Source organism: Bradyrhizobium sp. USDA 327, from assembly GCF_041262065.1.
GTDB lineage: Bacteria > Pseudomonadota > Alphaproteobacteria > Rhizobiales > Xanthobacteraceae > Bradyrhizobium > Bradyrhizobium liaoningense.
The window spans coordinates 5,351,247-5,371,852 of record NZ_JBGCCW010000001.1 but is presented as its reverse complement, the minus strand read 5'-3'; the positions used below and the strand labels follow the sequence as shown (position 1 = coordinate 5,371,852).

The following is a 20,606-nucleotide window of genomic DNA, read 5'->3' as shown; positions in this document are numbered from 1 at the left end:
GCGTCTTTTACGCGAAATCGGGGCGGTCGCGTACAATCCCCGGTTGTTGCCGGCGAGATAAATTGCCGGTTTTGACGGCGGCGTCCGGGCTTCTACGGAGAGGCGTAAGTAACTTGATAAGGCCTCCCACACTAGAAGTTGATTCGATTTCCGACGATCTCGTCACGCCGTGTCCCATCATTGCCGGAGCCAATCCGTGAAATTTAGCAATCTGAAGATCGCCCCGAAGCTCGGCATTCTTGTCGGCGTCGCCATGCTTGGACTGTGCGTGGCTGGAGCGCTGGCGGCGTACTTGATGCAGCGGGAGTTGCTGGATGCCCGCTTCGAGCAGACCAGGGCCATGGTTGAAATGTCGCGCAATATGGCGCTGGGCCTGCAGAAGCAGGTCGATGCCGGACAGCTGACCAAGGACGCGGCGATTGCTGAGTTCGTCCGCCGCGGCAGTTCGATGACCTATGACAACGGCTCGGGCTACATATTTGCCTACACGATGGACGGCGTCGCCGTGCTGACGCCCGACCCGAAGCAGTTCGGCACCAATCGCCTCGACATCGCAACCAATGGCCGCAAGCTTACCCGCGAGCTGCGCGACGGTATCGCCGCCAAGGGCGACGTCACGCTGCGCTATGAATATTACAGACCCGGCGAGAAGGTCGTTACCCGCAAGCTGTCCTATGCTGTGGCGATTCCCGCCTGGAACATGTTCGTCGGCACCGGGGTGTATCTCGACGATCTCGATGCCAAGCTGGCGCCGGTCGCCTGGCTGCTCGGTCTCTCCCTGGTCGGCATCATGCTCGTGGCCGGCGGCGTGGCCTGGCTGATCGGCCGCAGCATCAGCCGTCCGCTGAGCCTGCTCGGCGCCCGCATGAAGGAACTGGCCGACGGCAGGCTTGAAGGCGATATCCCCGGCCTTGGCCGGGGCGACGAAGTCGGCGCGATGGCCGCCACCGTCCAGATTTTCAAGAACAACGCGGAGAAGATCCGCGAGCTTGAGCAAACCGAGGCGGCTGCGCAGGAGCGTGCCGCGACGGAACGTCGCAATACGATGGAAGGTCTGGCCAACGACTTCGAACGCAGCGTCAACGGCATCGTCCGCTCGGTCTCCTCGGCCGCGGCCGGAATGCAGACCACCGCGCAGTCGATGACTGCAACCGCCAGCGACGCCTCGTCGCGTGCGGCGACGGTCGGCGCTGCCTCGCAAAAGGCCTCCGGCAATGTCGGCACGGTCGCGGCGGCCGCCGAAGAGCTGTCGAGCTCGGTTACGGAAATCTCCCGCCAGGTCACCCGCTCGACCGAGGTCGCGAGCCGCGCCGTCAGCGACGCCGAGCGTACCAACGCCACCGTGCAGGTGCTCTCGACCGGCGCCGAGAAGATCGGCGAAGTCGTCAAGCTGATCCATTCGATCGCCGCGCAGACCAACCTGCTCGCGCTCAACGCCACCATCGAGGCGGCACGTGCCGGTGAATCCGGCCGCGGCTTCGCGGTCGTCGCCTCCGAAGTCAAGGCGCTCGCCAACCAGACGGCGAAGGCGACCGAGGAGATCTCCGCGCAGGTCGCGGCGATGCAGACCTCGACCAGCGACGCGGTCACGGCCATCTCCGGCATCACCCAGACCATCGCCGAGATGAGCGAGATCACCGCGGGCATTTCCGCATCGATCGAGCAGCAGGGCGAGGCGACCCGCGAAATCGCCCGCAACATCCAGTCGGTCGCGGCCGGCTCGAGCGAGATCAACGCCCATATCGGCAGCGTCACCTCGGCCGCGGAAGCGACCGGCAGCGCGGCCACCGACGTGCTCTCCAACGCCCGCGAGCTGGACAACCAGTCCGGCGCGCTGCGCTCCGCCGTCGACAACTTCCTCGCCAAGGTGCGTGCGGCGTAACTCGCGGCGCAAAAACTCTACGCCGTCGTCATGCCCGGGCTTGTCCCGGGCATCCACGTTCGTGGGCACCGCGCGCGCAGACAGACGTGGATGGCCGGGACAAGCCCGGCCATAACGGAAGATGTGGAGTACGTGGCATTTGCGCGTGCCTACTGCTTCTCGATCTTCGCGTTCGTGATCAGCTTCTCCCACAGCACGAGCTGATCCTTCACGAACGCTTGGAGCTGTTCCGGCGTGCCGGAAAAGGCGTCCATGCCGAGCGTGGCGAGCTTGGCCTTGATCTCCGGATTCTCGACGATCTTCCTGATCTCCGTGTTGAGCCGGGTCACGATCTCCTTCGGCATTCCGGCCGGTCCGAAATAGCCCTGCCAGGACGAGATGTCGAAGTCGGGCACGCCGGCCTCCTGCATCGAAGGCAGGTGCGGCACCAGCGGTGACCGGTCCTTGGTGGTGACGGCGAGCGCGCGCAGGGCATTGCCGTTGACGTGGGGCAGGCCGGTCAGGATGTCGACGAACATCATCGAGACGCGGCCGCCCATGACGTCGTTGAGGGCCGGCGGCGAGCTCTTGTAGGGCACGTGCAGGAGGTCGAGCCCGGCATTGTGCGCGAAGGTCGCACCCGACACGATTGCGGACGACGAGCCCGAAGCGTAGCTCAGCTTGCCCGGATTGGCCTTGCCATAGGCGACGAGCTCGGCGACGGACTTGGCCGGCACTTCCGGATTGATGACCAGCATGAACGGCAGGTCGCCGGTGCGCGCGATCGGGGTGAAATCTTTGACCGGATCGTAAGTGAGGCTCTTGAGCAGATAGGGGTTGGCCGAATGCGTGGTGTTGGTCGTCACCAGCAGCGTGTAGCCGTCGGGAGCGGCCTTCGCGACATAGGTCGCCGCGAGCATGCCGTTGGCGCCGGCCTTGTTCTCGATCACGATGCCGACGCCGAGCGCTTGCGACAGATGCTGCGAGATCAGCCGTGTCGTGGTGTCGGTGCCGCTGCCGGCCGCGAACGGCAGCACCAGCGTGATGTTGCGGCTCGGATAGTTGTCGGCCTGAGCCGATGTTGCGGCGAGGCAAAGTACGGCTGCGCAGACGGTCCGCAGGTTTCGAATCAACGCTGAAATCATATTTGGTCGTTCCCTCTTTTTCGTTGGCGGGGAACCTAGCTTGTCCGGAGCGGATACGAAAGGTGGCTGTAGGTCGTGAACGCGTCCGTCACGCGGAATTACTTCACCGCCGAGCCCCGGCGCGATGCGATCACGACGCCGGCGAGCACCAGCACGTAGCCGATCAGGTGGAACGCTTGCAGCTTTTCGCCCAGCAGCAGGATCGCCATCGCCGAGCCGAACACCGGCACCAGATGGAAGAACGGCGCCGCCCGGTTCGGCCCGATCAGCGCCACGCCGCGGTTGAAGAAGAGGTAGGCGAGGGTGGAGGGAAAGATCAGGATGTAGCCCAGCGTCGCCAGCGTCACCAGGTCGAATTGCAGCACGCGGCCGCTTGCTGCCTCCCAGATCGCCGTCGGCAGCAGCATTGTCGCGCCGCAGCAGGTGGTGAAGGACAGGAAGGAGAGCTGATGGATCTTCGGCCGCCGCGGGATGAAGGCGGAGTAGATGCCGAACGCCACCAGCGACGAGGCGAACATGATGTCGCCCCTGTTGAAGCTGATGCTCGCAAGCGCGGAGAGATCGCCGCGGAGGATGATGATCAGCACGCCGAGAAGCGAGATCGCGATGCCGCCGAGCTGCGCGCCCGTCAGCCGCACGCCGAACAGCACCAGCGACCACAGCGCCACGAACAGGGGACCTGCCGACTGGATCAGAAGCGCGTTCAGCGCCTCGGTGTATTGCATCGCCCAGTACGAGATCGCGTTGTTGAAGGCAAAGCCGACCAGCGACAGGAACAGCATCAGCGGCAGGCTCTTGCGCAGGGCGGGCCAATCGCGCTTCAGGTGCGGCCAGGCGAACGGCAACAGGATGAGGAACACACCGAACCAGCGGATCGTGGTCACCGTCAGCGGCGGCACATGCGCGCCGACATGGCGTGCGAGCACGATGTTGCCGGCCCAGAACAGCGAGGTCAGGCTGAGCAGCAGATAAGGCTGGTTGTTGAGCCAGCTGGCCGGATTGGAGGCCGGTGGCGCGGGCGAAGCGGTCGTCATTGGCGTTGCATGCGAGCTTGCGCCGGATTGTCGTTGTGACACAAGTCACAGGGCCGCAATGCTACAATGCAGGCATGACCCGAGGAGGTGCCATTGGCGGTCAATATGTTGAATATTGTGGGCCTCGAGCAACTCGATGCGCAGGCGCCGGTGGTGATGCTGAACCTGATGCGTTTCCATGCGCGTTCGCGCGACGGCGACGGGTCCGGCTGGGATGCTTATCTTCGCTACAGCGCGATCACGGTGCCGATGATCAGGGCGCGCGGCGGCACGCTGCTCTGGACCGGCGAGGCCAAGACGGTTGCGCTCGGTCCGCACGACGGCAATGAATGGGACTTTGTGGCGCTGGTCTATTATCCGACAGTCTCGGCCTTCCTCGACATGATGACGTCGGAGGCTTACGAGCGCGAGGCCGATCCGCATCGCGTCAACGGCTGCGCCGAGCACGTCATCATCGCGACCAGCGAAGCCTACAGCAAGTTCAAGAAGTAGCTTGCGGCTAGGTCGCCTGCTTTCTTGACGCTGCGAACACGCCCGCCAGCACCAGGGCGAAGCCGATGAAGTGGAACGCCTGCGGGTGTTCGCCCAGAAACGCCATCGCCATGATCGAACCGAACACCGGCACGACGTGGAAGAACGGCGCGGCGCGGTTGGCGCCGATCAGGCGCACGCCGCGATTGAAGCAGAGATAGGCGAGCGCCGAGGGGAAAACGGCGACGTAGAACAGGGTCAGCAGGTTCGGCCCGTCGAGCTTCATGACCGGGCGCGCGGACAGTTCCCAGATCTCCAGCGGAATGAGACAGGCGGCGCCGCAGCCGAAGGTGAAGGCGAGGAACGAGAGGCCGTGCATCGGCGGCCGCTTCAGCGACAGCACCGAATAGAGCGCGAAGATCAAGAGCGCGAGGAGGAAGATCAGGTCGCCCTTGTTGAAGTCGATGTTCGACAGCGTGGTGAAATCGCCATGCAGCAGGATGGTCAGCACGCCGCACATCGACAGCAGCACACCGAAGGCCTGCGCCGCGGTGAGCCGGATGCCGAGAATGACCAGCGACCACAGCGCCACGAGCAGCGGCGCGGCCGACTGCAGCAGCAGCGTATTGAGCGCCTGGGTATGCTCCAGCGCCCAATATTGCAGCGTGTTGAAGGCGCCGATGCCGGTGACCGAGAGCGTGATCATCAGGCCGAGCTTGCCGCGGATCGCGGGCCAGTCCTGCACGAGGTGCCTGAAGGCAAACGGCAGCACCAGCAGGAAGGCGAAGAACCAGCGCAGGAACGACAGCGTGACCGGCGGGATGTGTCCGGCGGCGAGCCGCCCGACGATGGCGTTGCCGGCCCAGCACAGCGCGGTGATGCTGAGCAGCAGATAAGGCTGGTTGGCGATCCAGCTGTGTCCGGATGTTTCCGCGCTCGTGGTGTGGCCGGTGGCGGACATGTGGCTGTTGGGGCCCCGCGTGGAGTACGCCGAAGCCTCCGGCCCGGCGAGACCCGGGCCGGCTGATCACCCGGCGCTGTCCAAAGACACGGAAATCGAGGTTGCATCAATGGGGGGCGGACGCATCGCGACCATGCAGCGGCGAAGCCGGCCTCTCACGCTTTGGCCGAAGCCATCGCGCCGGCCTGGAAGGTTTCTGGATTTTCCGGGGATATCAAAGGCTTGGAGTACGCGCTGAGCCTGAAAAAAGCCCCGTTCTTGCTTGCCTAGAGGGGCTGCTTCCTTTATCCGGTTGGGCTGCCTCGCGTGCGAACGGCCTCGGCCGGGAATTGGGCTGGGCGCAGGCATGATCCCGGAAAAGTGGATCCCGGTTTTCCGTTCGGATCATGCCACTTACAGAGAAATCTTCGAAGGATTACCCGCGCATGGCCAATGTTGTCGTCGTCGGCGCCCAGTGGGGCGACGAAGGGAAGGGCAAGATCGTCGACTGGTTGTCGGAGCAGGCGGATATCGTCATCCGCTTCCAGGGCGGTCATAACGCCGGCCACACGCTGGTGATCAACGGCAAGACCTACAAGCTCGCACTGCTGCCCTCCGGCGTGCTGCGCGAGGGCAAGCTGTCGGTGATCGGCAACGGCGTCGTGTTCGACCCCACCGCCTTTCTCGACGAGGTCACCAAGCTGAGGGCGCAGGGCGTCGATGTCAGCCCTGACAACCTGCGTGTCGCGGAAAACGTCACGCTGATCCTGCCGCTGCACCGCGAGCTCGATGCGCACCGCGAATCCGCCAGCGCCGCGACCGCGATCGGCACGACGCGCCGCGGTATCGGGCCTGCCTATGAGGACAAGGTCGGCCGCCGCGCCATCCGCCTGATGGACCTCGCCGACCATCAGACGCTGCCGCACAAGATCGACCGCCTGCTGGCGCACCACAACGCGCTGCGCCGCGGCCTCAACCTGCCGGAATTCGACAGTGCGGTGATCCTGAAAGAGCTGATGGCGATGGCGCCGCAGCTGCTGCCCTATGCCGAGACGGTCTGGCGGCTGCTCGACATCAAGCGGCGCGAAGGCAAGCGCATGCTGTTCGAGGGCGCACAAGGCGCGCTGCTCGACGTCGACCACGGCACCTATCCCTACGTCACCTCGTCCAACACGGTGGCGGCGCAGGCGGCGACCGGCTCGGGCCTCGGCCCCGGCGCGGTCGGCTATGTGCTCGGACTCTGCAAGGCCTACACGACCCGCGTCGGGCAGGGCCCGTTCCCGACCGAGCAGGACAACGAGATCGGCCGCAAGATCGGCGAGCGCGGCCGCGAGTTCGGCACCAATACCGGCCGTCCCCGCCGCTGCGGCTGGTTCGATGCCGTGCTGGTCCGCCAGGCGGTTCGCACCTGCGGCATCAATGGCCTCGCGCTGACCAAGCTCGACATCCTCGACGGCTTCGATTCGATCGAGGTCTGCACCGGCTACAGGCTTGACGGCAAGGAGATCGACCATTTCCCGGCCGGCGAGGGCGCCCAGGCCCGGGTCGAGCCGATCTACGAGACCATCGAGGGCTGGAAGGAGCCGACCGCCAGCGCGCGGTCCTGGGCCGACCTGCCCGCCCAGGCCATCAAATATGTCCGGCGGATCGAGGAATTGGTGGGGTGCCCGGTCGCGCTGCTTTCCACCAGCCCAGAACGCGAAGATACTATCCTCGTGCAAAATCCGTTTGAGGCTTAACGATATCTTACCGGGACGCGCGTATAGTTGAGTAGAAATGGCTGATTACTATCCGCTGATCGCCCGCGCTATTGCCGCCTTGGACCCCAACGCTCCCGGCGAAAGCCGTCGCGCGCTCTACGAGAGGGCGCGCACGGCCCTGATCGCGCAGCTGCGGAGCGTGCAGCCGCCGCTTTCCGAATCCGAGATCACGCGCGAACGGCTGTCGCTGGAAGAGGCCGTTCGCAAGGTCGAATCGGAGGCCGCCCAGCGTGCCCGCGAGGCCTCTCGCCCGGGTGGCGGCGCCCGCTCCGGCAGCAGCGGTGATGCCTTCCGCCGGGCCAGCGCCCGCGCCGGCGAGGGTAGCGCTCCCGCACCTCAGCCGGCTCCGCCGCGCACGCGACCGGCCCCGCCGCCGCCGCGGGCCGACCGTCCGTCAATCAGCGTCGATGACCAGGGCGAGGCCCCGCGCCCGCCGCGCGCTCCCCGTTTCGACGCCCCGCGCCAGCCGGGACCGTCCGCCCCGCCGCCGACGCCGGAGCCGCCGCCCGCCGGGCGCGATCGCGCCGGCGCGCGCCGTCCGCCCGACATGGGACCCCCGCCGCCGCTGCCCCCGGCACCGGGCGTGCGCGGCTTCCGCGACATCACGGCCGATGCCAACGATCTCGGCGGCGCTGCCGCGCAGGCGAGCCGCGCTGCGCGCCGCACCTATGCCAACGTGCCCTCGCCCTCGCCGGAATTCGACCGGCTGGAGCCGAGCCTGGAAAACCGTGCCGGCGAGTCTGAGGCGCCCTCTTCCTACGAAGAGGCGATCGAGGAGGCCGAGCGCTACGCGCCGCCGTCGCCGCGCTCACGCATCGCGCCCGAGCGCGAGGCCAAGAAGCGCGTCCGCACCGGCTCGGCATTTCCGTTCAAGAGCGCGATCGCCGTTGGCATCGTCCTGATCCTGGTCGGCGCCGGCATCCTCTGGGGCAAGCAGGCCGTCCAGATCTTCAACGGCTTTTTCAAACCGTCCGCGACTCAGGTCGCGGAGACGCCGAGCCCGGCGCAGCCGCAGAGCAAGCCGAAGATTCCGGATCGCGTCGGCCAGCCCTCGGCCAGCGACCAGCCTGTCGCGCCGGTGGCGCAGAAGGTCGTGCTCTATGACGAGGATCCGTCCGACCCGAAGGGCAAGCAATATGTCGGCTCGGTGGTGTGGCGGCTCGAGCCGATCAAGGCCTCGGGCAACCAGAAGGCCGACGTCGCAGTGCGCGCCGACATCGAGATTCCCGACCGCAAATTCAAGATGACGATGTCGTTCCGCCGCAACACCGACTCCTCGCTGCCGGCGAGCCACACCGCGGAGCTGACCTTCATCCTGCCGCCGGATTTTCCGGGCGGCAGCGTCTCCAACGTGCCGGGCATCCTGATGAAGTCGAACGAGCAGGCGCGCGGCACGCCGCTCGCAGGCCTCGCGGTCAAGGTCACCGACGGCTTCTTCCTGGTCGGCCTCTCCAACGTCGACGCCGACCGCGCCCGCAACGTCCAGCTCCTGAAGGAGCGCTCCTGGTTCGACGTGCCCCTGGTCTACGCCAACCAGCGCCGCGCCATCATCGCCATCGAGAAAGGCGCCCCCGGCGAGCGCGCCTTCAACGACGCCTTCGCGCAGTGGGGCGATTGAGCCGCGCTGTTATTCCGGGGCGCGCGTAGCGCGAGCCCGGAATCCAGCTCCCTGCACGCTCGGCTGCATGACGGATTCCGGGCTCGGTGCTGCGCACCGCCCCGGAATGGCGACTGCGGCGCTACCGCGCCGCCGCTTCGCGCTTGCGCGATGCCGCGGCGGCGGCGTGCTCGCGGTCCATCACGGCGCGGCAGCCGGGGCTGACCTGCGACTTGTTCCTCACCATGCAGGCAGTGATCCGTGGAATGTCCGGGATCTCACTGGAGCACAGCCGCATCGCATCGCCGGAGCACATCTGCTGTGCTTCGGACGAGAAGGCGAGGCCGGGTGATGTCTGGAGTGCGAGGCTGGTGACGGCGAAAGCAAAGAGCGAAGCGATCGTCTGATGGCGTGTCATGCTGAATGGGTCCCCGATTTCCCTAGGGCTTGAGCCACTTGGCTTTTGGGGCGCCGCACGCGGCTTGATCTGCCGCACGTCACAGCCTTCACGCCGGGAGCTTTGGTCCCGCATGTGGTCGCTCGATCTCTTGATGCTCGAATCGAAAGTGCTGCGCCGCCCGAGCGAAGTATGCGCCATTGCCACGCGGCTGCAATGGTCAGCGCAAAGGAATTCGCAATTGTTGCGCGCGAGTCACGTCGCGCGCTCAGATCAGCCGATCGGAGGATGCGCTCGCTTGTTCCGCATCGCTCGCGCCGAGAGCGGCAGCGTGTTCCTCGACGGCGGTGACGCCCTTGGCCGTGAGCTCGAACAGATCGCCGTCCTTCATCACGTAGCCGTCGGCGATCAATTGCCCGACCTTACCCTGCCGCTCGTCGGCAAACGCAACGGATTGGCTGATGTCCCGCAGGATCGAGAGTTGTTCGTCGCGCAACATGGCATCACTCTCCGTTCGCGGGGATGGTTCCGATTCTCACATGCCGTGGCTCTGAAACACCTTGCTGCAAGCGCGCGACAGCTTGGCGCGGTTGGCCTGCAGACAGCCCTGCACGGCCATGTCGTTGCCGAGCTCCTTGCGGCAGAAGCGCGATGCGTCCCTTGAGCAGGCCTTCTGCTCCTGCGGCGTGCCCATCTGGCCTTGGGCGAAAGCGGGGACACTCGAGAGGCCGCCCAGGGTTGCCAGCATGATTGTCGCCAGAACGAGTTGAGGGGACATTGGCGGCTCCAATCTGCCAGGGTTGAGTTCAGGTCCAGCATGAACTCGTCGCCTTGCCACTTGTTCCCCTCGCGTGGAGCCCGGCTCCCCGCTGTTCAAGGTTCCCGCTGCGCTGCTATAATACTGGCGAAGGATGAGGGTGTTTGATGAAACGCTATCTGGTGTTTGCGCTGGTCGGCCCCTTCGTGGGCGGGTTCCTGCTGCTGCTGACGACGACCTACCAGTCCGGCTATTGGACCCAGACCAGCCTCGGCGAGGTCGGCAAGCTGTTCGCGGTGTTCTTCAAGACCCTGCAATACAGCTATCTGTTCGGCTTCCTGCCCGCGCTGATGATCGGCGCAGTCGACGACATCCTGATCCATATCCGCCGGATCGGTCCGGGCTTGCGGATGCTCCTGGTCGGCATGTTCGCCTTCGTCCTGGCGTCGCTCACCTACAGCTCGCGCGGGCCGGATTCGGGCGCGGTGCAGTTCATCCTGTATGGCCTCGTCGGATTCGTGCCGGCGGCGATTTCATCCTGGCTCGTGCATCGCTATGTCGAGGAGCCGCAAGCAGCGGCGGCGCCGACCTGACGCGCGGCATTCGATCGCGGCAGCAACCTCCGCCGCCGCGGCGCGTTGTCCAGAGACCATGACCATGTCCGACGACGACATCCTTGTTCCTCGCAGATCCCGTACGGGGAGCAGCTCGCGTGCGCCCTTTTCCGGCAAGCAGGCGCGCGGGCCGATCATCGACCAGGAAGGCCACGAGATCAGGCCGGAAAGCCTGGAGCAGGGATTTCGCGAGTTTCGCTTCGAGTTCGGGCAAGCGAGTCCGTTCGGCAATCTGACGCGCGAGCAGCGGATCGCGCGTATCGAGGCGATCGCGAAGCTGCTTGACGTCGCCTTCATCCTGCCCGGCACCAACATCCGCTACGGCATCGACGGGCTGATCGGCCTGATCCCCGTCGTCGGCGACATCATCACGACCGCGATCTCGCTGTGGCTGGTGCGCGAGGCCCGCGCGCTGGGCGCGCCCTGGTACATCACCGGGCGCATGCTCGGCAATGTCGCGCTCGACGGCGTGGTCGGCCTGGTGCCGTTCGCGGGCGACGCCTTCGACGTGATGTTCCGTGCCAACATGCGCAACGTGCGCCTGCTCCGCCGCTGGCTGGAGAAGCAGCCGCGGATGTAGGATCGCTCCTCTCCGCAATTGATGCATATGCTCGAACGGTCGTCATGTCATGCCCGAGCTTGTCCTGGCTTGTCCCGGGCATCCACGTTCTTTGTGCCGCGGCGCGAGGCGTGGATAGCCGGGACAAGCCCGGCCATCACGCTGTGGAAGCATGAAAGCCCCAAACGCAAAAAGCGCGACGACCTTTCGGCCATCGCGCTTTCTGCGCACATCGGAGGCTTGCGAAAAGCTTACGCCGCGTCGGCGTCGGTCTCCGCGGCCGGCGCGGGCTTGGGCCGACGGGGCAGCGGGAAGGCTTCGCTCTCGTACAGCGAGCGGATGCCGTTCTGGTCGAAGCGGGCTTCCTCGACCTGGAGATAGGCGCCGTTCAGCGAATCCGTCGGCAACTGCTCCATCGCGAACTGCACGGCTTCGGCCGCGGTGCCGAACCGGCGATAGGTGAAGCCTGCGCGCTTCTTCTTGCGGATCGCGGCGGGAAAGAGTTCGGCGGAGGTGTTGAAGTTGAACGGACGCAGTGGACGCATGGTCAAAGACCTCGTGATCTTCTCTGGGGCTTTAAGCGCGTGGGGTTGGGAGGGGCAGGAGCCGCCAAGCGGGCCCGCCGCATGTCATTCTCGTCCTCTAATATAGGCCGATTTGACAGAAATGCGACCCCTGCGACGCGAGATGATGAATCCGCGCATGGCAGCTCCGCGATCGAAATAAATCGAATTATTTCAATGGCTTAATTGGTTCACACTTTGTCAAGAAGCAGCAGCACGATCAGCACCACCAGCACGACCCCGCCGATGCCCATGCCGGAATGGCCCAGGCCATAGCCGTAGCCGCCGAACCGGCCGGACAGGCCGCCGAGCAGGTAGATGATCACCAGGATGATCAGGATGGTCCCAAGCGTCATGGCATCCTCCCTGGCGGCCGCCGAATGCGGTGATCGGCCGCACCGCCAAGGGAGAAAAGCACATCACACCGCCGGGTTCCACCGGGGAACCCGACAGCGCGCAAGCTTATTTGGGCTCGAGCTTCAGCGCTGCCGAGTTGATGCAGTAGCGCAGACCGGTCGGCCCGGGGCCGTCGGGGAAGACATGGCCGAGATGACCGCTGCATTTGGCGCAGAGCACCTCGGTGCGGATCATGCCGTGACTCGTATCCCGCTCCTCGTCGATATGGCTCTCGACCGTGGGCTGGGTGAAGCTCGGCCAGCCGCAGCCGGAATCGAACTTGGCGTCGGAAGAGAACAGCACATTGCCGCAGCCGGCGCAGACATAGGTGCCGGCGCGCTCGTCGTGCTCATATTCGCCTGAGAAGGGACGCTCGGTCGCCTTCTCGCGCAGCACGGCGTACTGCATCGGCGTGAGTTCGCGCCGCCACTGCTCTTCGCTCTTGATGACCTTGTCGGCCGTGATCTTCGTTTTGGTGTCGGGCATGGGTCTCCCGTTTCTTTCGTGATCTCGATCAGTTGGTGGCCTTGCTGGCATTCACCAGCGTCGGCTTCTCAATGTAGTTATCCGCGAACAGCTTTTTCAGGTTCTCGACCTTCGGAATGTCGTTATAGGCGATGTAGGGCTGGTTCGGGTGCAGCGTCAGATAGTCCTGGTGATAGGCCTCCGCCGGATAGAACGCCTCCAGCGCGCCGATCTTGGTCACGATCGGCTTGTTGAAGACGCGGGCCGCGTTGAGCTGGGCGATATAGGCCTCCGCCACCTTCTTCTGCTCGTCCGAGGTGGTGAAGATCGCCGAGCGATATTGCGGGCCGACGTCGGGGCCCTGGCGATTGAGCTGGGTTGGGTCGTGCACCACCGAGAAGTAGATCTGGAGGATCTTTCCGTAGGAGATCTTCTTCGGGTCGTACTTGATCTCGACCGACTCCGCGTGGCCGGTACGGCCGCTCGAGACGGTCTGGTAGTCGGCGGTCGCCTTGGTGCCGCCGGCATAGCCGGAGACCGCGTTGACGACGCCCGCGGTGTGCTGGAAGACGCCTTGCACGCCCCAGAAGCAGCCGCCGGCGACTACGGCGGTCTGGATGCCGCTCGCGGGCGCCGCGTCCAATGCGGGAGCGGGGATCACGACCGCCTCCTCCGCGGCGCGTGACGGCACGGTAAGGGCCAGCGTCAGGGCGGTGGTTGCGGCGAGCAGGAAGGCGAGGGCAGGTCGGCGCATGGCGGATCCTCTGGCAAGGGTGGGCAGTCTAAGGCGGGCCGGCGCGGGCGAATAGCCTCGCCGGCATTGTCGCTGCCAAAGATACGACTGCTCCGCCCCGCTGTTACAGGCGGCCAGACACGAGTCCGTGAGGACGCCGGCGGCCGGCGCACCGTCCCGCTCACGCCAGCGAATTGAACCAGTCGAACGCCGTCGACCGTCCGTTCAGGACGTTCGCCTCGCCATAGAGGCTCGACAGGAACGTGCCGCGATGGCTTGCGCCCTTGACCGCAACGCCCTCCGCGAAATGTCCGCCGGCGGCTATTGCGGGCCGCACCAGGCGTGGATGCAAAGCCTCGTCGGCCAGCCCGTAATAGAATCTGGTCGGGGAATCATAATCCCAGAAGGTCGAGCTGTTGGCGCCGAGGCGGCGCTGGAGGGCGCTGTTCGTATCGCTGGTGAAGCGATCGAAGAAGCCATCGACGAGGAAATCGCCGGCGGGAGGAATGCTCTTCGCGATCTCGCCCTCGAGGCTGTAATCGGACCAGTACTTCTCCGCGAACGCCTGATATTGCGACTTGATCGCCGTCTTGAACAAGCCGTTCAGCCCGTAATAGCGCCGGTAACTTCCGAGCAGGACGATCATGCAGGGCGTGATCCAGGCCGGCGGCGTCGGATACGAGCTTTCAGAGGCCGGAATAAAAGCCGCGGGGTTCGCCCAGTAGTGGAAGCTCTCGGCGAGATTGTTGAACGGGCTCTGTGTCGCCGCCGCCCGCACCTTGATGCCGCGGCGCTGCATCTCCTGTTTCAGCCACTGCGTGTTCAGCGCGCCCTGCGACCAACCGTTCAGGAACAGGGAGGACTGGCGCAGGCCCAGTGTCGGCAGCTCGAGCAGCCCCGCCTTCAGGATGTCGAGGCAGCATTGCACGGTCGCGCCCTTCACGGCATAGGCTTCGCTCCGGCCGTTGCGATAGGGGCCCTTGCCGACATAGTCGGCCGCGACGACGGCATAGCCGTTGCCGGCGAAGCGCTGCACATTGAACAAGGTCTCGATCGAATCGACATTGTCGCGCAGCTCGTATGTCCCGTCCTCCAGCCGCAGCAGGTTCGAGGGGACCTGGTCGAACGACAGGATCGTGCCGTGCTGCCATGACAAGACCGGAACAGCGCCGCGCGCGCCCGCCGGGACGGCAAGCAGGCCGCTGACCTTGACGCGTTCTCCCGTCTCCGGGATGCGCGTGAAGGTGACGATGCGCCTCAGCTCCACGTCATGGCGCGCCGCATATTTGTCTGCAAAGCTCGCCGGCAGAATATTGCCTTCGTTGAAGACGGCATAGAATTTTGCCGCCAGCGTATTGAGCCTCTCCTTCGAGATTCGCACCGATCCGCCGGGCGCCGCAAGGGCAATCCCCGGAGCCGTGATCGACAGCGCGAGCGAACCGGCTGCCGCGCTCGCCGATTTCAGGAAGTCCCGACGGCTCGCAGCGAGACTATCGAGATCGGTTTCGGGATGCTCAGGCTTTGTTGCGCGCGCCGTCATTCGCTCCACTCCAATGCGGTTTTCGTACGGATACATCGCAAAGCCTAGCGGGCAGTGAATGCATCTCGGTGAAGCCGCTCACCCGGAGATTGGCGAGTTCTACACCACCACGCTCAGCCGCTTCGCCGCCCGCGTGATGCCGGTATAGAGCCACCGCGCCCGGGACTCCTGAAACGCAAAGCTCTCGTCGAACAGCACGACATCGTCCCATTGCGAGCCCTGCGACTTGTGCACGGTCAGCACGTAGCCGTAGTCGAACTCGTCATAGGGCTTGCGCTGCTCCCAAGCGATCTGCTCGATGCCGCCCTCGAAGCAGTCGGCGCGCACCGAGACCTTCGTCACCTTGTGGCCGAAATCCTCGTCCGGCGACAGCCGCATGCTGAGAATGCGCGATTTCGAGCGCGAGGTGTTGCGCGACTTCACGCGCCACAGGCCGCCGTTGAACAGGCCCTTCTTGCGGTTGTTGCGCAGGCACACCAGCTTGTCGCCGGCGACGGGAAAGGCGTCCTCGATGTTCTGGCGCTGGCGCACCCGCATGTTGTAGGCGCGGCGGGTGTTGTTGCGCCCGACCAGGACCTGGTCGGCGCCCATGACGCGATCGGGGTCGAGCTCCTTCCGCGACACCACCTCGCTCTCGCCGTAGCGGCCGATGTCGAGCTCGCGGCCCTCGCGGACGTCCATCGACATCCGCACGATCGGATCGTCCTGGGCCTGACGGTGCACCTCGGTCAGCATCGCGTCCGGCTCGGAATTGGTGAAGAAGCCGCCGCCCTGGATCGGCGGCAGCTGCGCGGGATCGCCCAGCACGAGGAGGGGACAGTCGAACGACATCAGGTCGCGCCCGAGTTCGGCGTCGACCATCGAGCATTCGTCGATCACGATCAGCTTCGCCTTCGACGCCGGCGCGTCGTCCCATAATTCGAAGCTCGGCTGCTCCTCGCCGGATTCGCGGGCGCGGTAGATCAGCGAATGGATGGTCGAGGCGTCGTCGCAGCCCTTGTTGCGCATGACCAGAGCGGCCTTGCCGGTGAAGGCGGCGAACTTCACCTCGCCATCGACGCCGTCGGCGATGTGCCGCGCCAGCGTCGTCTTGCCGGTGCCGGCAAAGCCGAACAGGCGGAACACCGGCGGCGTGCCGTTGCGGCCCGGCTTGGCCTTGAGCCAGTCGCCGACGGCCTTGAGCGCGGCATCCTGATGCGGGGTGAAAGTGGCCATGTCTGTCTTGAGGAGTGGCGAAAAGAGGCGATTCGCCGTCCCCCAAACTAACCATTCGCCCCGCCGGTTCAAGCGCGGTCGCCCCGCAATTGCCGGTGGGGCACCCGCATGTGAGCCTTGCAAGAGGTCGTCATGCCCGGATTTGTCCCGGGCATCCACGTTCCTTGTGCCGTGTGGTTAGGCGTGGGTGGCCGGGACATAGGCGAGCGGAAGCGACGCCGTCCTTCGGACGGCTATGCCCGGCCATGACGCCGTGAGAGCTGAGGCTACTGCCAGCCGGGAACGCCGCGCATGTCGGGCAATTGGTGGGCGATGCCCTTGTGGCAGTCGATGCAGGTCTTTTCCTTGGTGAACAGGAAGCGCTGATGCGCCACCGAGGCCCGCGGCGACTGCTTGGTGATGTCCATGGAATCGGCGCTGTGGCAGTTGCGGCATTCCAGCGAATCGTTGGCCTTGAAGCGCGCCCACTCGTGCGCCGCCAATTCGAGGCGGTGATCCTGAAATTTCTCCCTCGTGTCGATCGTGCCGAAGATCTTGCCCCAGACCTCCTTGGAGGCCTGCATCTTGCGCGCGATCTTGTCGGTCCAGTTGTGCGGCACGTGGCAGTCCGGACAGGTCGCGCGCACGCCGGAGCGGTTGGAGAAGTGGATGGTCGACTTCAGCTCGGCGTAGACGTTGTCCTTCATCTCATGACAGCTGGTGCAGAACTTCTCGGTGTTGGTCAATTCCAGCGCGGTGTTGAAGCCGCCCCAGAAGATCACGCCGGCAACGAAGCCGGCGAGCACCAGGGTGCCGAGGGCGAACACCGAGCTCGGTCGTGTCAGCACCCGCCAGAGCTCCAGCGCAAAGGCCCAGCTTCGCGCGAGGAAGCCGCGCTTGGCCTTCATCCCGGCATCAGGCTCGTCAGCGGTCGTCGTCATCGGCGGCCACCCGGGCTTGCGCGCGACAGCAGCGTGTCGATGTCGATGAAATCGTTGCTGACCGGCGGATTGGCGGTGTTCTGCGGCACGTGGCATTCCGTGCAGAAGAAGCGTCGCGGCGAGACCGAGCCCAGGAACTGGCCGTCGCGGTCCATGAAATGCGTGATGGACACCATCGGCGCCTGCGATTCAGCGGTGCGCGCCCGCGCATGGCAGGACAGGCATTTGTTGCCGTTGAGATCGACCTGGTAGCCGTCGATACTGTGCGGGATGACAGGCGGCTGCTCCGGATAGTTGCGCACCTCCTTCTCGGAGGTGTTGCGGTTCGGCAGCATCGGCGGCGCCGGGCCCTCGTCGTTGAGCGGGGTCGGGCCGCGCAGGCCTGACGTCACCGTCTGCGCGGTGAGCGAGCTCGCGCTGGCTGCGATCGCGAAGGCGAGCAGGGCGATTGCGGATCGTTTCATCATGACATGTTCACCCGCTCGATGCGCACGGCGCATTTCTTGAAATCGGTTTGCAGCGAGATCGGATCGGTGGCGTCCAGCGTCACCTTGTTGATCAGCTTGGATTCGTCGAACCACGGCACGAACACCAGACCGCGCGGCGGCCGGTCGCGACCGCGAGTCTCGACGCGGGCGCGGATGAAGCCGCGGCGCGAGACCACCTTCACTTCATCCCCACGGCGGAGCTTGGCTTCCTGGGCATCGTCCGGATGCATGAAGCAGACGGCCTCGGGGAACGCCTTGTAGAGCTCGGGCACGCGGCGCGTCATGGTGCCGGAATGCCAGTGCTCCAGCACGCGGCCGGTCGAGAGCCAGTAGGGATATTCGTTGTCGGGCGATTCCGCCGGCGGTTCGTAAGGCAGCGCGAAGATGCGCGCCTTGCCGTCGGGATGGCCGTAGAACTGCACGTCGGTGCCCTGCTTGACGTAGGGGTCGCTGCCCTCGCGGAAACGCCATCTGGTTTCCTGGCCGTTGACGACAGGCCAGCGCAGGCCGCGCTCGCGGTGATAGGTGTCGAACGGCGCGAGGTCGTGGCCATGGCCGCGGCCGAACTGGGCGTATTCCTCGAACAGGCCCTTGTGCACGTAGAAGCCGAACGCCTTGGATTCGTCGTTGAGATAGCCCGGCTCGATGTCGGTGACCGGGAATTTGTCGACCTGGCCGTTCCTGTAGAGCACGTCGAACAGCGTCTTGCCGCGGACGTCGGGCTTCTTGGCGATCAGCTCCTCGGGCCAGACTTCCTCGATCTTGAAGCGCTTGGAGAACTCCATGAGCTGCCAGAGGTCGGATTTCGATTCGCCGGGCGCGGAGACGAGCTGATGCCAGAACTGGGTGCGCCGCTCGGCGTTGCCATAGGCGCCTTCCTTCTCCACCCACATCGCGGTGGGCAGGATCAGATCGGCGGCAAGCGCGGTCACCGAGGGATAGGCGTCCGAGACCACGATGAAATTGTCGGGGTTGCGGAAGCCCGGATAGGTTTCCTCGTTGATGTTGGGGCCGGCCTGAAGGTTGTTGTTGACCTGCACCCAATAGGCGTTGATCAGGCCGTCCTTCAGCATCCGGCTTTGCAGCACGGCATGTGCGCCTGGTTTGTCGGGAATGGTGCCTTCGGGCAGCCGCCAGATGTGCTCGGCGTGATCGCGATGCGCCTTGTTGGTGACGACCATGTCGGCGGGCAGGCGGTGCGAGAAGGTGCCGACCTCGCGCGCGGTGCCGCAGGCCGAGGGCTGGCCGGTCAGCGAGAACGGACTGTTGCCGGGCGAGGAGATCTTCCCGGTCAGAAGATGGATGTTGTAGACGAGGTTGTTGCACCAGACGCCGCGGGTGTGCTGGTTGAAGCCCATGGTCCAGAACGAGACCACTTTCGTCTTTGGATCGGCGTAGAGCTCGGCGAGAGCTTCGAGACGGTTGAGCGGCACGCCCGACATTTCGGCGGCCTTCTCCAGCGTGTACTCGGAGACGAACTTGACGAACTCGTCATAGCTCATGTCGGTGGCGTCGTTGGGCTTCGCCGCGCCCGTCGCCTTCTTCTGCAGCGGATGCTCGGGCCGCAGGCCGTAACCGATGTCGGTCTGGCCGCGCTTGAACACGGTATGCGCGGCGACGAAGTCCTTGTTGACGCGGCCGGTCTTGATGATGTGGTTGGCGATGGCGTTGAGGATGTAGAGATCGGTCTGCGGCTTGAACACCATGCCGATGTCGGCGAGGTCGAACGAGCGATGCTCGAAGGTCGAGAGCACGGCGACGCGAACATGCGGCGCGGAGAGCCGGCGGTCGGCCAGGCGCGTCCACAGGATCGGATGCATCTCCGCCATGTTGGAGCCCCACAGCACGAAGGCGTCGGTGGCCTCGATGTCATCGTAGCAGCCCGGGGGCTCGTCGATGCCGAAGGTCCGCATCATGCCGGCGACGGCCGAGGCCATGCAGTGCCGCGCATTGGGGTCGATGTTGTTGGTGCGGAATCCGGCCTTGAACAGCTTCGAGGCGGCGTAGCCTTCCCAGATCGTCCACTGGCCGGAGCCGAACATGGCGACGCCGTTCGGCCCGCGCTTCTTGATCGCCTCCTTCCACTTCAGCTCCATGATGTCGAAGGCTTCGGTCCAGGTGACGGGCGTGAACTCGCCGTTCTTGTCGTACTTGCCGTTCGTCTTGCGCAGCAGCGGCTGCATCAGGCGGTCGTGGCCGTACATGATCTTGGAGAGGAAGTAGCCCTTGACGCAGTTGAGGCCGCGATTGACCTCGGACTTGGTGTCGCCATGGGTGGCGACGACGCGGTTCTCCTTGGTCGCGACCATCACCGAGCAGCCGGTGCCGCAGAAGCGGCACGCGGCCTTGTCCCACTTCATTTCGCTGATGTTCCGCTCGGCGACGAGATTGGCGGCGAGCGCCGGAGCGGGCATGCCAGCGGCAGCGGCCGCGATCGCGGCCGCCTCCAGCTTCAGCATCTGGCGGCGGTCGAGCTTGGGCGATGTCATGATGGCTCTTCCTGACTCAGGCGGTTTCGATGGCGTGGAAGACGAGGGCTGCGGAATAGACGTTTGGCAGCGACTGGATGGTGTTGAGCAGGGTGCCGAGGCTGCCGGCATCGGGCGCTTCGGTCACGACGACGAGCTTGCCGCGCGCGTCGCGGCCGTAAATCTCGCAGCCGGGCAGCGCGGTGATCTCGGCTTCGAGCTCGGCGAGACGTTCGGGCCGCGCCTGCACCAGGATGCTGGCGATCTCGGCGCCCGGCGGCGCGATGATGCGATCGGCGCTGAGCACCCGGCCGGTGATCAAGGCACGGCGGTTGAGTGTGTGGGGGGCGGCCTGGGCCATGATGCCTGTCTTTCGCTTCAGGGGAATCAATGTCGAGAGGGCGGGCCGGGAGGGCCGGCAAACATCTGGTAGATCCAGACCCCGAGCCCGTAGCTGCCGACGGTTCCGACCGCGAGGACGGGCATCACGACCGCGGTCAGGAACAGGAAGGCGAAAATCTCCATGCGCTTACGGCGCACGCGCGAAGACGCGTCGTCTGGGGCCGACATATTCGGTCTCATCTGAAATGTGGGGATTGGGACGGCATCCGGGCCGTTGCCTTGCTGCACTTCTGATGCAATCGGGCCGCCGCGGCGTTGATCTGGATCAATGTGCCGGCTTG

Annotated in this window: 23 protein-coding genes; 6 read left to right on the top strand and 17 right to left on the bottom strand. The window is 65.3% G+C overall.

Going from position 1 to position 20,606, the window contains the following annotated elements:
* The first annotated feature begins 196 nt into the window (after window positions 1–196).
* Window positions 197–1,882 (top strand): methyl-accepting chemotaxis protein, encoded by a 1,686-nt coding sequence (locus tag ABIA42_RS25315; RefSeq protein ID WP_271529585.1) that lies wholly within the window; start codon window positions 197–199, stop codon window positions 1,880–1,882.
* Between the two features lie 149 nt (window positions 1,883–2,031).
* On the opposite strand, the gene ABIA42_RS25310 is transcribed toward ABIA42_RS25315, so the two are convergent.
* Both ABIA42_RS25310 and ABIA42_RS25305 read right to left on the bottom strand, forming a co-directional pair.
* Window positions 2,032–3,006 (bottom strand): tripartite tricarboxylate transporter substrate binding protein, encoded by a 975-nt coding sequence (locus ABIA42_RS25310; RefSeq protein WP_271529584.1) that lies wholly within the window; start codon window positions 3,004–3,006, stop codon window positions 2,032–2,034.
* A gap of 98 nt (window positions 3,007–3,104) precedes the next feature.
* Window positions 3,105–4,040: a DMT family transporter gene (locus tag ABIA42_RS25305; RefSeq protein ID WP_271529583.1), complete on the bottom strand. Its 936-nt coding sequence runs from the start codon at window positions 4,038–4,040 to the stop codon at window positions 3,105–3,107.
* A gap of 105 nt (window positions 4,041–4,145) precedes the next feature.
* On the opposite strand from ABIA42_RS25305, the gene ABIA42_RS25300 reads away from it, so the two are divergent.
* A complete protein-coding gene (locus tag ABIA42_RS25300) occupies window positions 4,146–4,532 on the top strand; it encodes a DUF1330 domain-containing protein (protein WP_271529582.1) in 387 nt (128 codons plus the stop codon).
* A 7-nt stretch (window positions 4,533–4,539) separates the two neighbouring features.
* Here ABIA42_RS25300 and ABIA42_RS25295 read toward each other — a convergent pair whose 3' ends face one another.
* Window positions 4,540–5,472, bottom strand: a complete 933-nt coding sequence (locus tag ABIA42_RS25295) for a DMT family transporter (RefSeq protein WP_370120015.1) — start codon at window positions 5,470–5,472, stop codon at window positions 4,540–4,542.
* Window positions 5,473–5,897: 425 nt separating this feature from the next.
* Here ABIA42_RS25295 and ABIA42_RS25290 point away from each other — a divergent pair, with 425 nt between their 5' ends.
* Both ABIA42_RS25290 and ABIA42_RS25285 read left to right on the top strand, forming a co-directional pair.
* Window positions 5,898–7,190 carry an adenylosuccinate synthase gene (locus tag ABIA42_RS25290; RefSeq protein WP_028179315.1) on the top strand — a complete coding sequence of 431 codons (1,293 nt, stop codon included), beginning with the start codon at window positions 5,898–5,900 and terminating at the stop codon, window positions 7,188–7,190.
* A 37-nt stretch (window positions 7,191–7,227) separates the two neighbouring features.
* Window positions 7,228–8,829 carry a hypothetical protein gene (locus tag ABIA42_RS25285; RefSeq protein WP_370120019.1) on the top strand — a complete coding sequence of 534 codons (1,602 nt, stop codon included), beginning with the start codon at window positions 7,228–7,230 and terminating at the stop codon, window positions 8,827–8,829.
* A gap of 121 nt (window positions 8,830–8,950) precedes the next feature.
* On the opposite strand, the gene ABIA42_RS25280 is transcribed toward ABIA42_RS25285, so the two are convergent.
* The 3 genes from ABIA42_RS25280 to ABIA42_RS25270 all read right to left on the bottom strand — a co-directional run bounded on the left by ABIA42_RS25280 (window position 8,951) and on the right by ABIA42_RS25270 (window position 9,953).
* On the bottom strand, window positions 8,951–9,226 hold the full coding sequence (locus tag ABIA42_RS25280) for a hypothetical protein (RefSeq protein WP_210343535.1): 276 nt from the start codon (window positions 9,224–9,226) through the stop codon (window positions 8,951–8,953).
* Window positions 9,227–9,473: 247 nt separating this feature from the next.
* Window positions 9,474–9,704: a hypothetical protein gene (locus ABIA42_RS25275; protein ID WP_271531166.1), complete on the bottom strand. Its 231-nt coding sequence runs from the start codon at window positions 9,702–9,704 to the stop codon at window positions 9,474–9,476.
* 36 nt (window positions 9,705–9,740) lie between these two features.
* Window positions 9,741–9,953, bottom strand: a complete 213-nt coding sequence (locus ABIA42_RS25270) for a hypothetical protein (RefSeq protein WP_370123931.1) — start codon at window positions 9,951–9,953, stop codon at window positions 9,741–9,743.
* A 176-nt stretch (window positions 9,954–10,129) separates the two neighbouring features.
* Here ABIA42_RS25270 and ABIA42_RS25265 point away from each other — a divergent pair, with 176 nt between their 5' ends.
* The gene (locus tag ABIA42_RS25265; RefSeq protein ID WP_370120022.1) at window positions 10,130–10,555 is read left to right on the top strand and encodes a DUF5413 family protein; all 426 of its coding nucleotides are present in this window, start codon (window positions 10,130–10,132) and stop codon (window positions 10,553–10,555) included.
* A 58-nt stretch (window positions 10,556–10,613) separates the two neighbouring features.
* Window positions 10,614–11,156 (top strand): DUF4112 domain-containing protein, encoded by a 543-nt coding sequence (locus tag ABIA42_RS25260; protein ID WP_271531163.1) that lies wholly within the window; start codon window positions 10,614–10,616, stop codon window positions 11,154–11,156.
* A 230-nt stretch (window positions 11,157–11,386) separates the two neighbouring features.
* Here the strand turns inward: ABIA42_RS25260 and ABIA42_RS25255 are convergent, their stop codons facing one another.
* The 11 genes from ABIA42_RS25255 to napE form a co-directional block, all read right to left on the bottom strand.
* Window positions 11,387–11,680, bottom strand: coding sequence for a hypothetical protein (locus ABIA42_RS25255; protein WP_027560969.1), 294 nt, complete (start codon window positions 11,678–11,680; stop codon window positions 11,387–11,389).
* 209 nt (window positions 11,681–11,889) lie between these two features.
* Entirely contained in the window at window positions 11,890–12,054 is a 165-nt protein-coding gene (locus ABIA42_RS25250; protein WP_370120026.1) for a DUF3309 family protein, read from the bottom strand.
* A 106-nt stretch (window positions 12,055–12,160) separates the two neighbouring features.
* On the bottom strand, window positions 12,161–12,580 hold the full coding sequence (gene msrB / locus ABIA42_RS25245; RefSeq protein WP_271531162.1) for a peptide-methionine (R)-S-oxide reductase MsrB: 420 nt from the start codon (window positions 12,578–12,580) through the stop codon (window positions 12,161–12,163).
* Between the two features lie 28 nt (window positions 12,581–12,608).
* Window positions 12,609–13,313, bottom strand: a complete 705-nt coding sequence (gene msrA / locus ABIA42_RS25240; protein ID WP_370120029.1) for a peptide-methionine (S)-S-oxide reductase MsrA — start codon at window positions 13,311–13,313, stop codon at window positions 12,609–12,611.
* A 160-nt stretch (window positions 13,314–13,473) separates the two neighbouring features.
* Window positions 13,474–14,832, bottom strand: coding sequence for an alpha/beta hydrolase family protein (locus ABIA42_RS25235; protein WP_370120032.1), 1,359 nt, complete (start codon window positions 14,830–14,832; stop codon window positions 13,474–13,476).
* Between the two features lie 99 nt (window positions 14,833–14,931).
* On the bottom strand, window positions 14,932–16,047 hold the full coding sequence (locus ABIA42_RS25230; RefSeq protein WP_319331501.1) for an ATP-dependent RecD-like DNA helicase: 1,116 nt from the start codon (window positions 16,045–16,047) through the stop codon (window positions 14,932–14,934).
* Between the two features lie 266 nt (window positions 16,048–16,313).
* Entirely contained in the window at window positions 16,314–16,967 is a 654-nt protein-coding gene (locus ABIA42_RS25225) for a NapC/NirT family cytochrome c (RefSeq protein ID WP_271531158.1), read from the bottom strand.
* Entirely contained in the window at window positions 16,964–17,434 is a 471-nt protein-coding gene (locus ABIA42_RS25220; RefSeq protein WP_271531157.1) for a nitrate reductase cytochrome c-type subunit, read from the bottom strand. Before ABIA42_RS25220 ends, ABIA42_RS25225 begins: the two co-directional genes overlap by 4 nt.
* Window positions 17,431–19,944, bottom strand: a complete 2,514-nt coding sequence (napA, locus tag ABIA42_RS25215) for a nitrate reductase catalytic subunit NapA (protein ID WP_370120037.1) — start codon at window positions 19,942–19,944, stop codon at window positions 17,431–17,433. The genes ABIA42_RS25220 and napA overlap by 4 nt, the downstream gene beginning before the upstream one ends.
* Window positions 19,945–19,960: 16 nt before the next feature.
* Complete coding sequence (locus tag ABIA42_RS25210) at window positions 19,961–20,284, bottom strand: chaperone NapD (RefSeq protein WP_271531155.1); 324 nt, start codon at window positions 20,282–20,284, stop codon at window positions 19,961–19,963.
* Window positions 20,285–20,310: 26 nt separating this feature from the next.
* Window positions 20,311–20,493, bottom strand: coding sequence for a periplasmic nitrate reductase, NapE protein (gene napE, locus ABIA42_RS25205; protein ID WP_271531154.1), 183 nt, complete (start codon window positions 20,491–20,493; stop codon window positions 20,311–20,313).
* Window positions 20,494–20,606 lie beyond the last annotated feature (113 nt).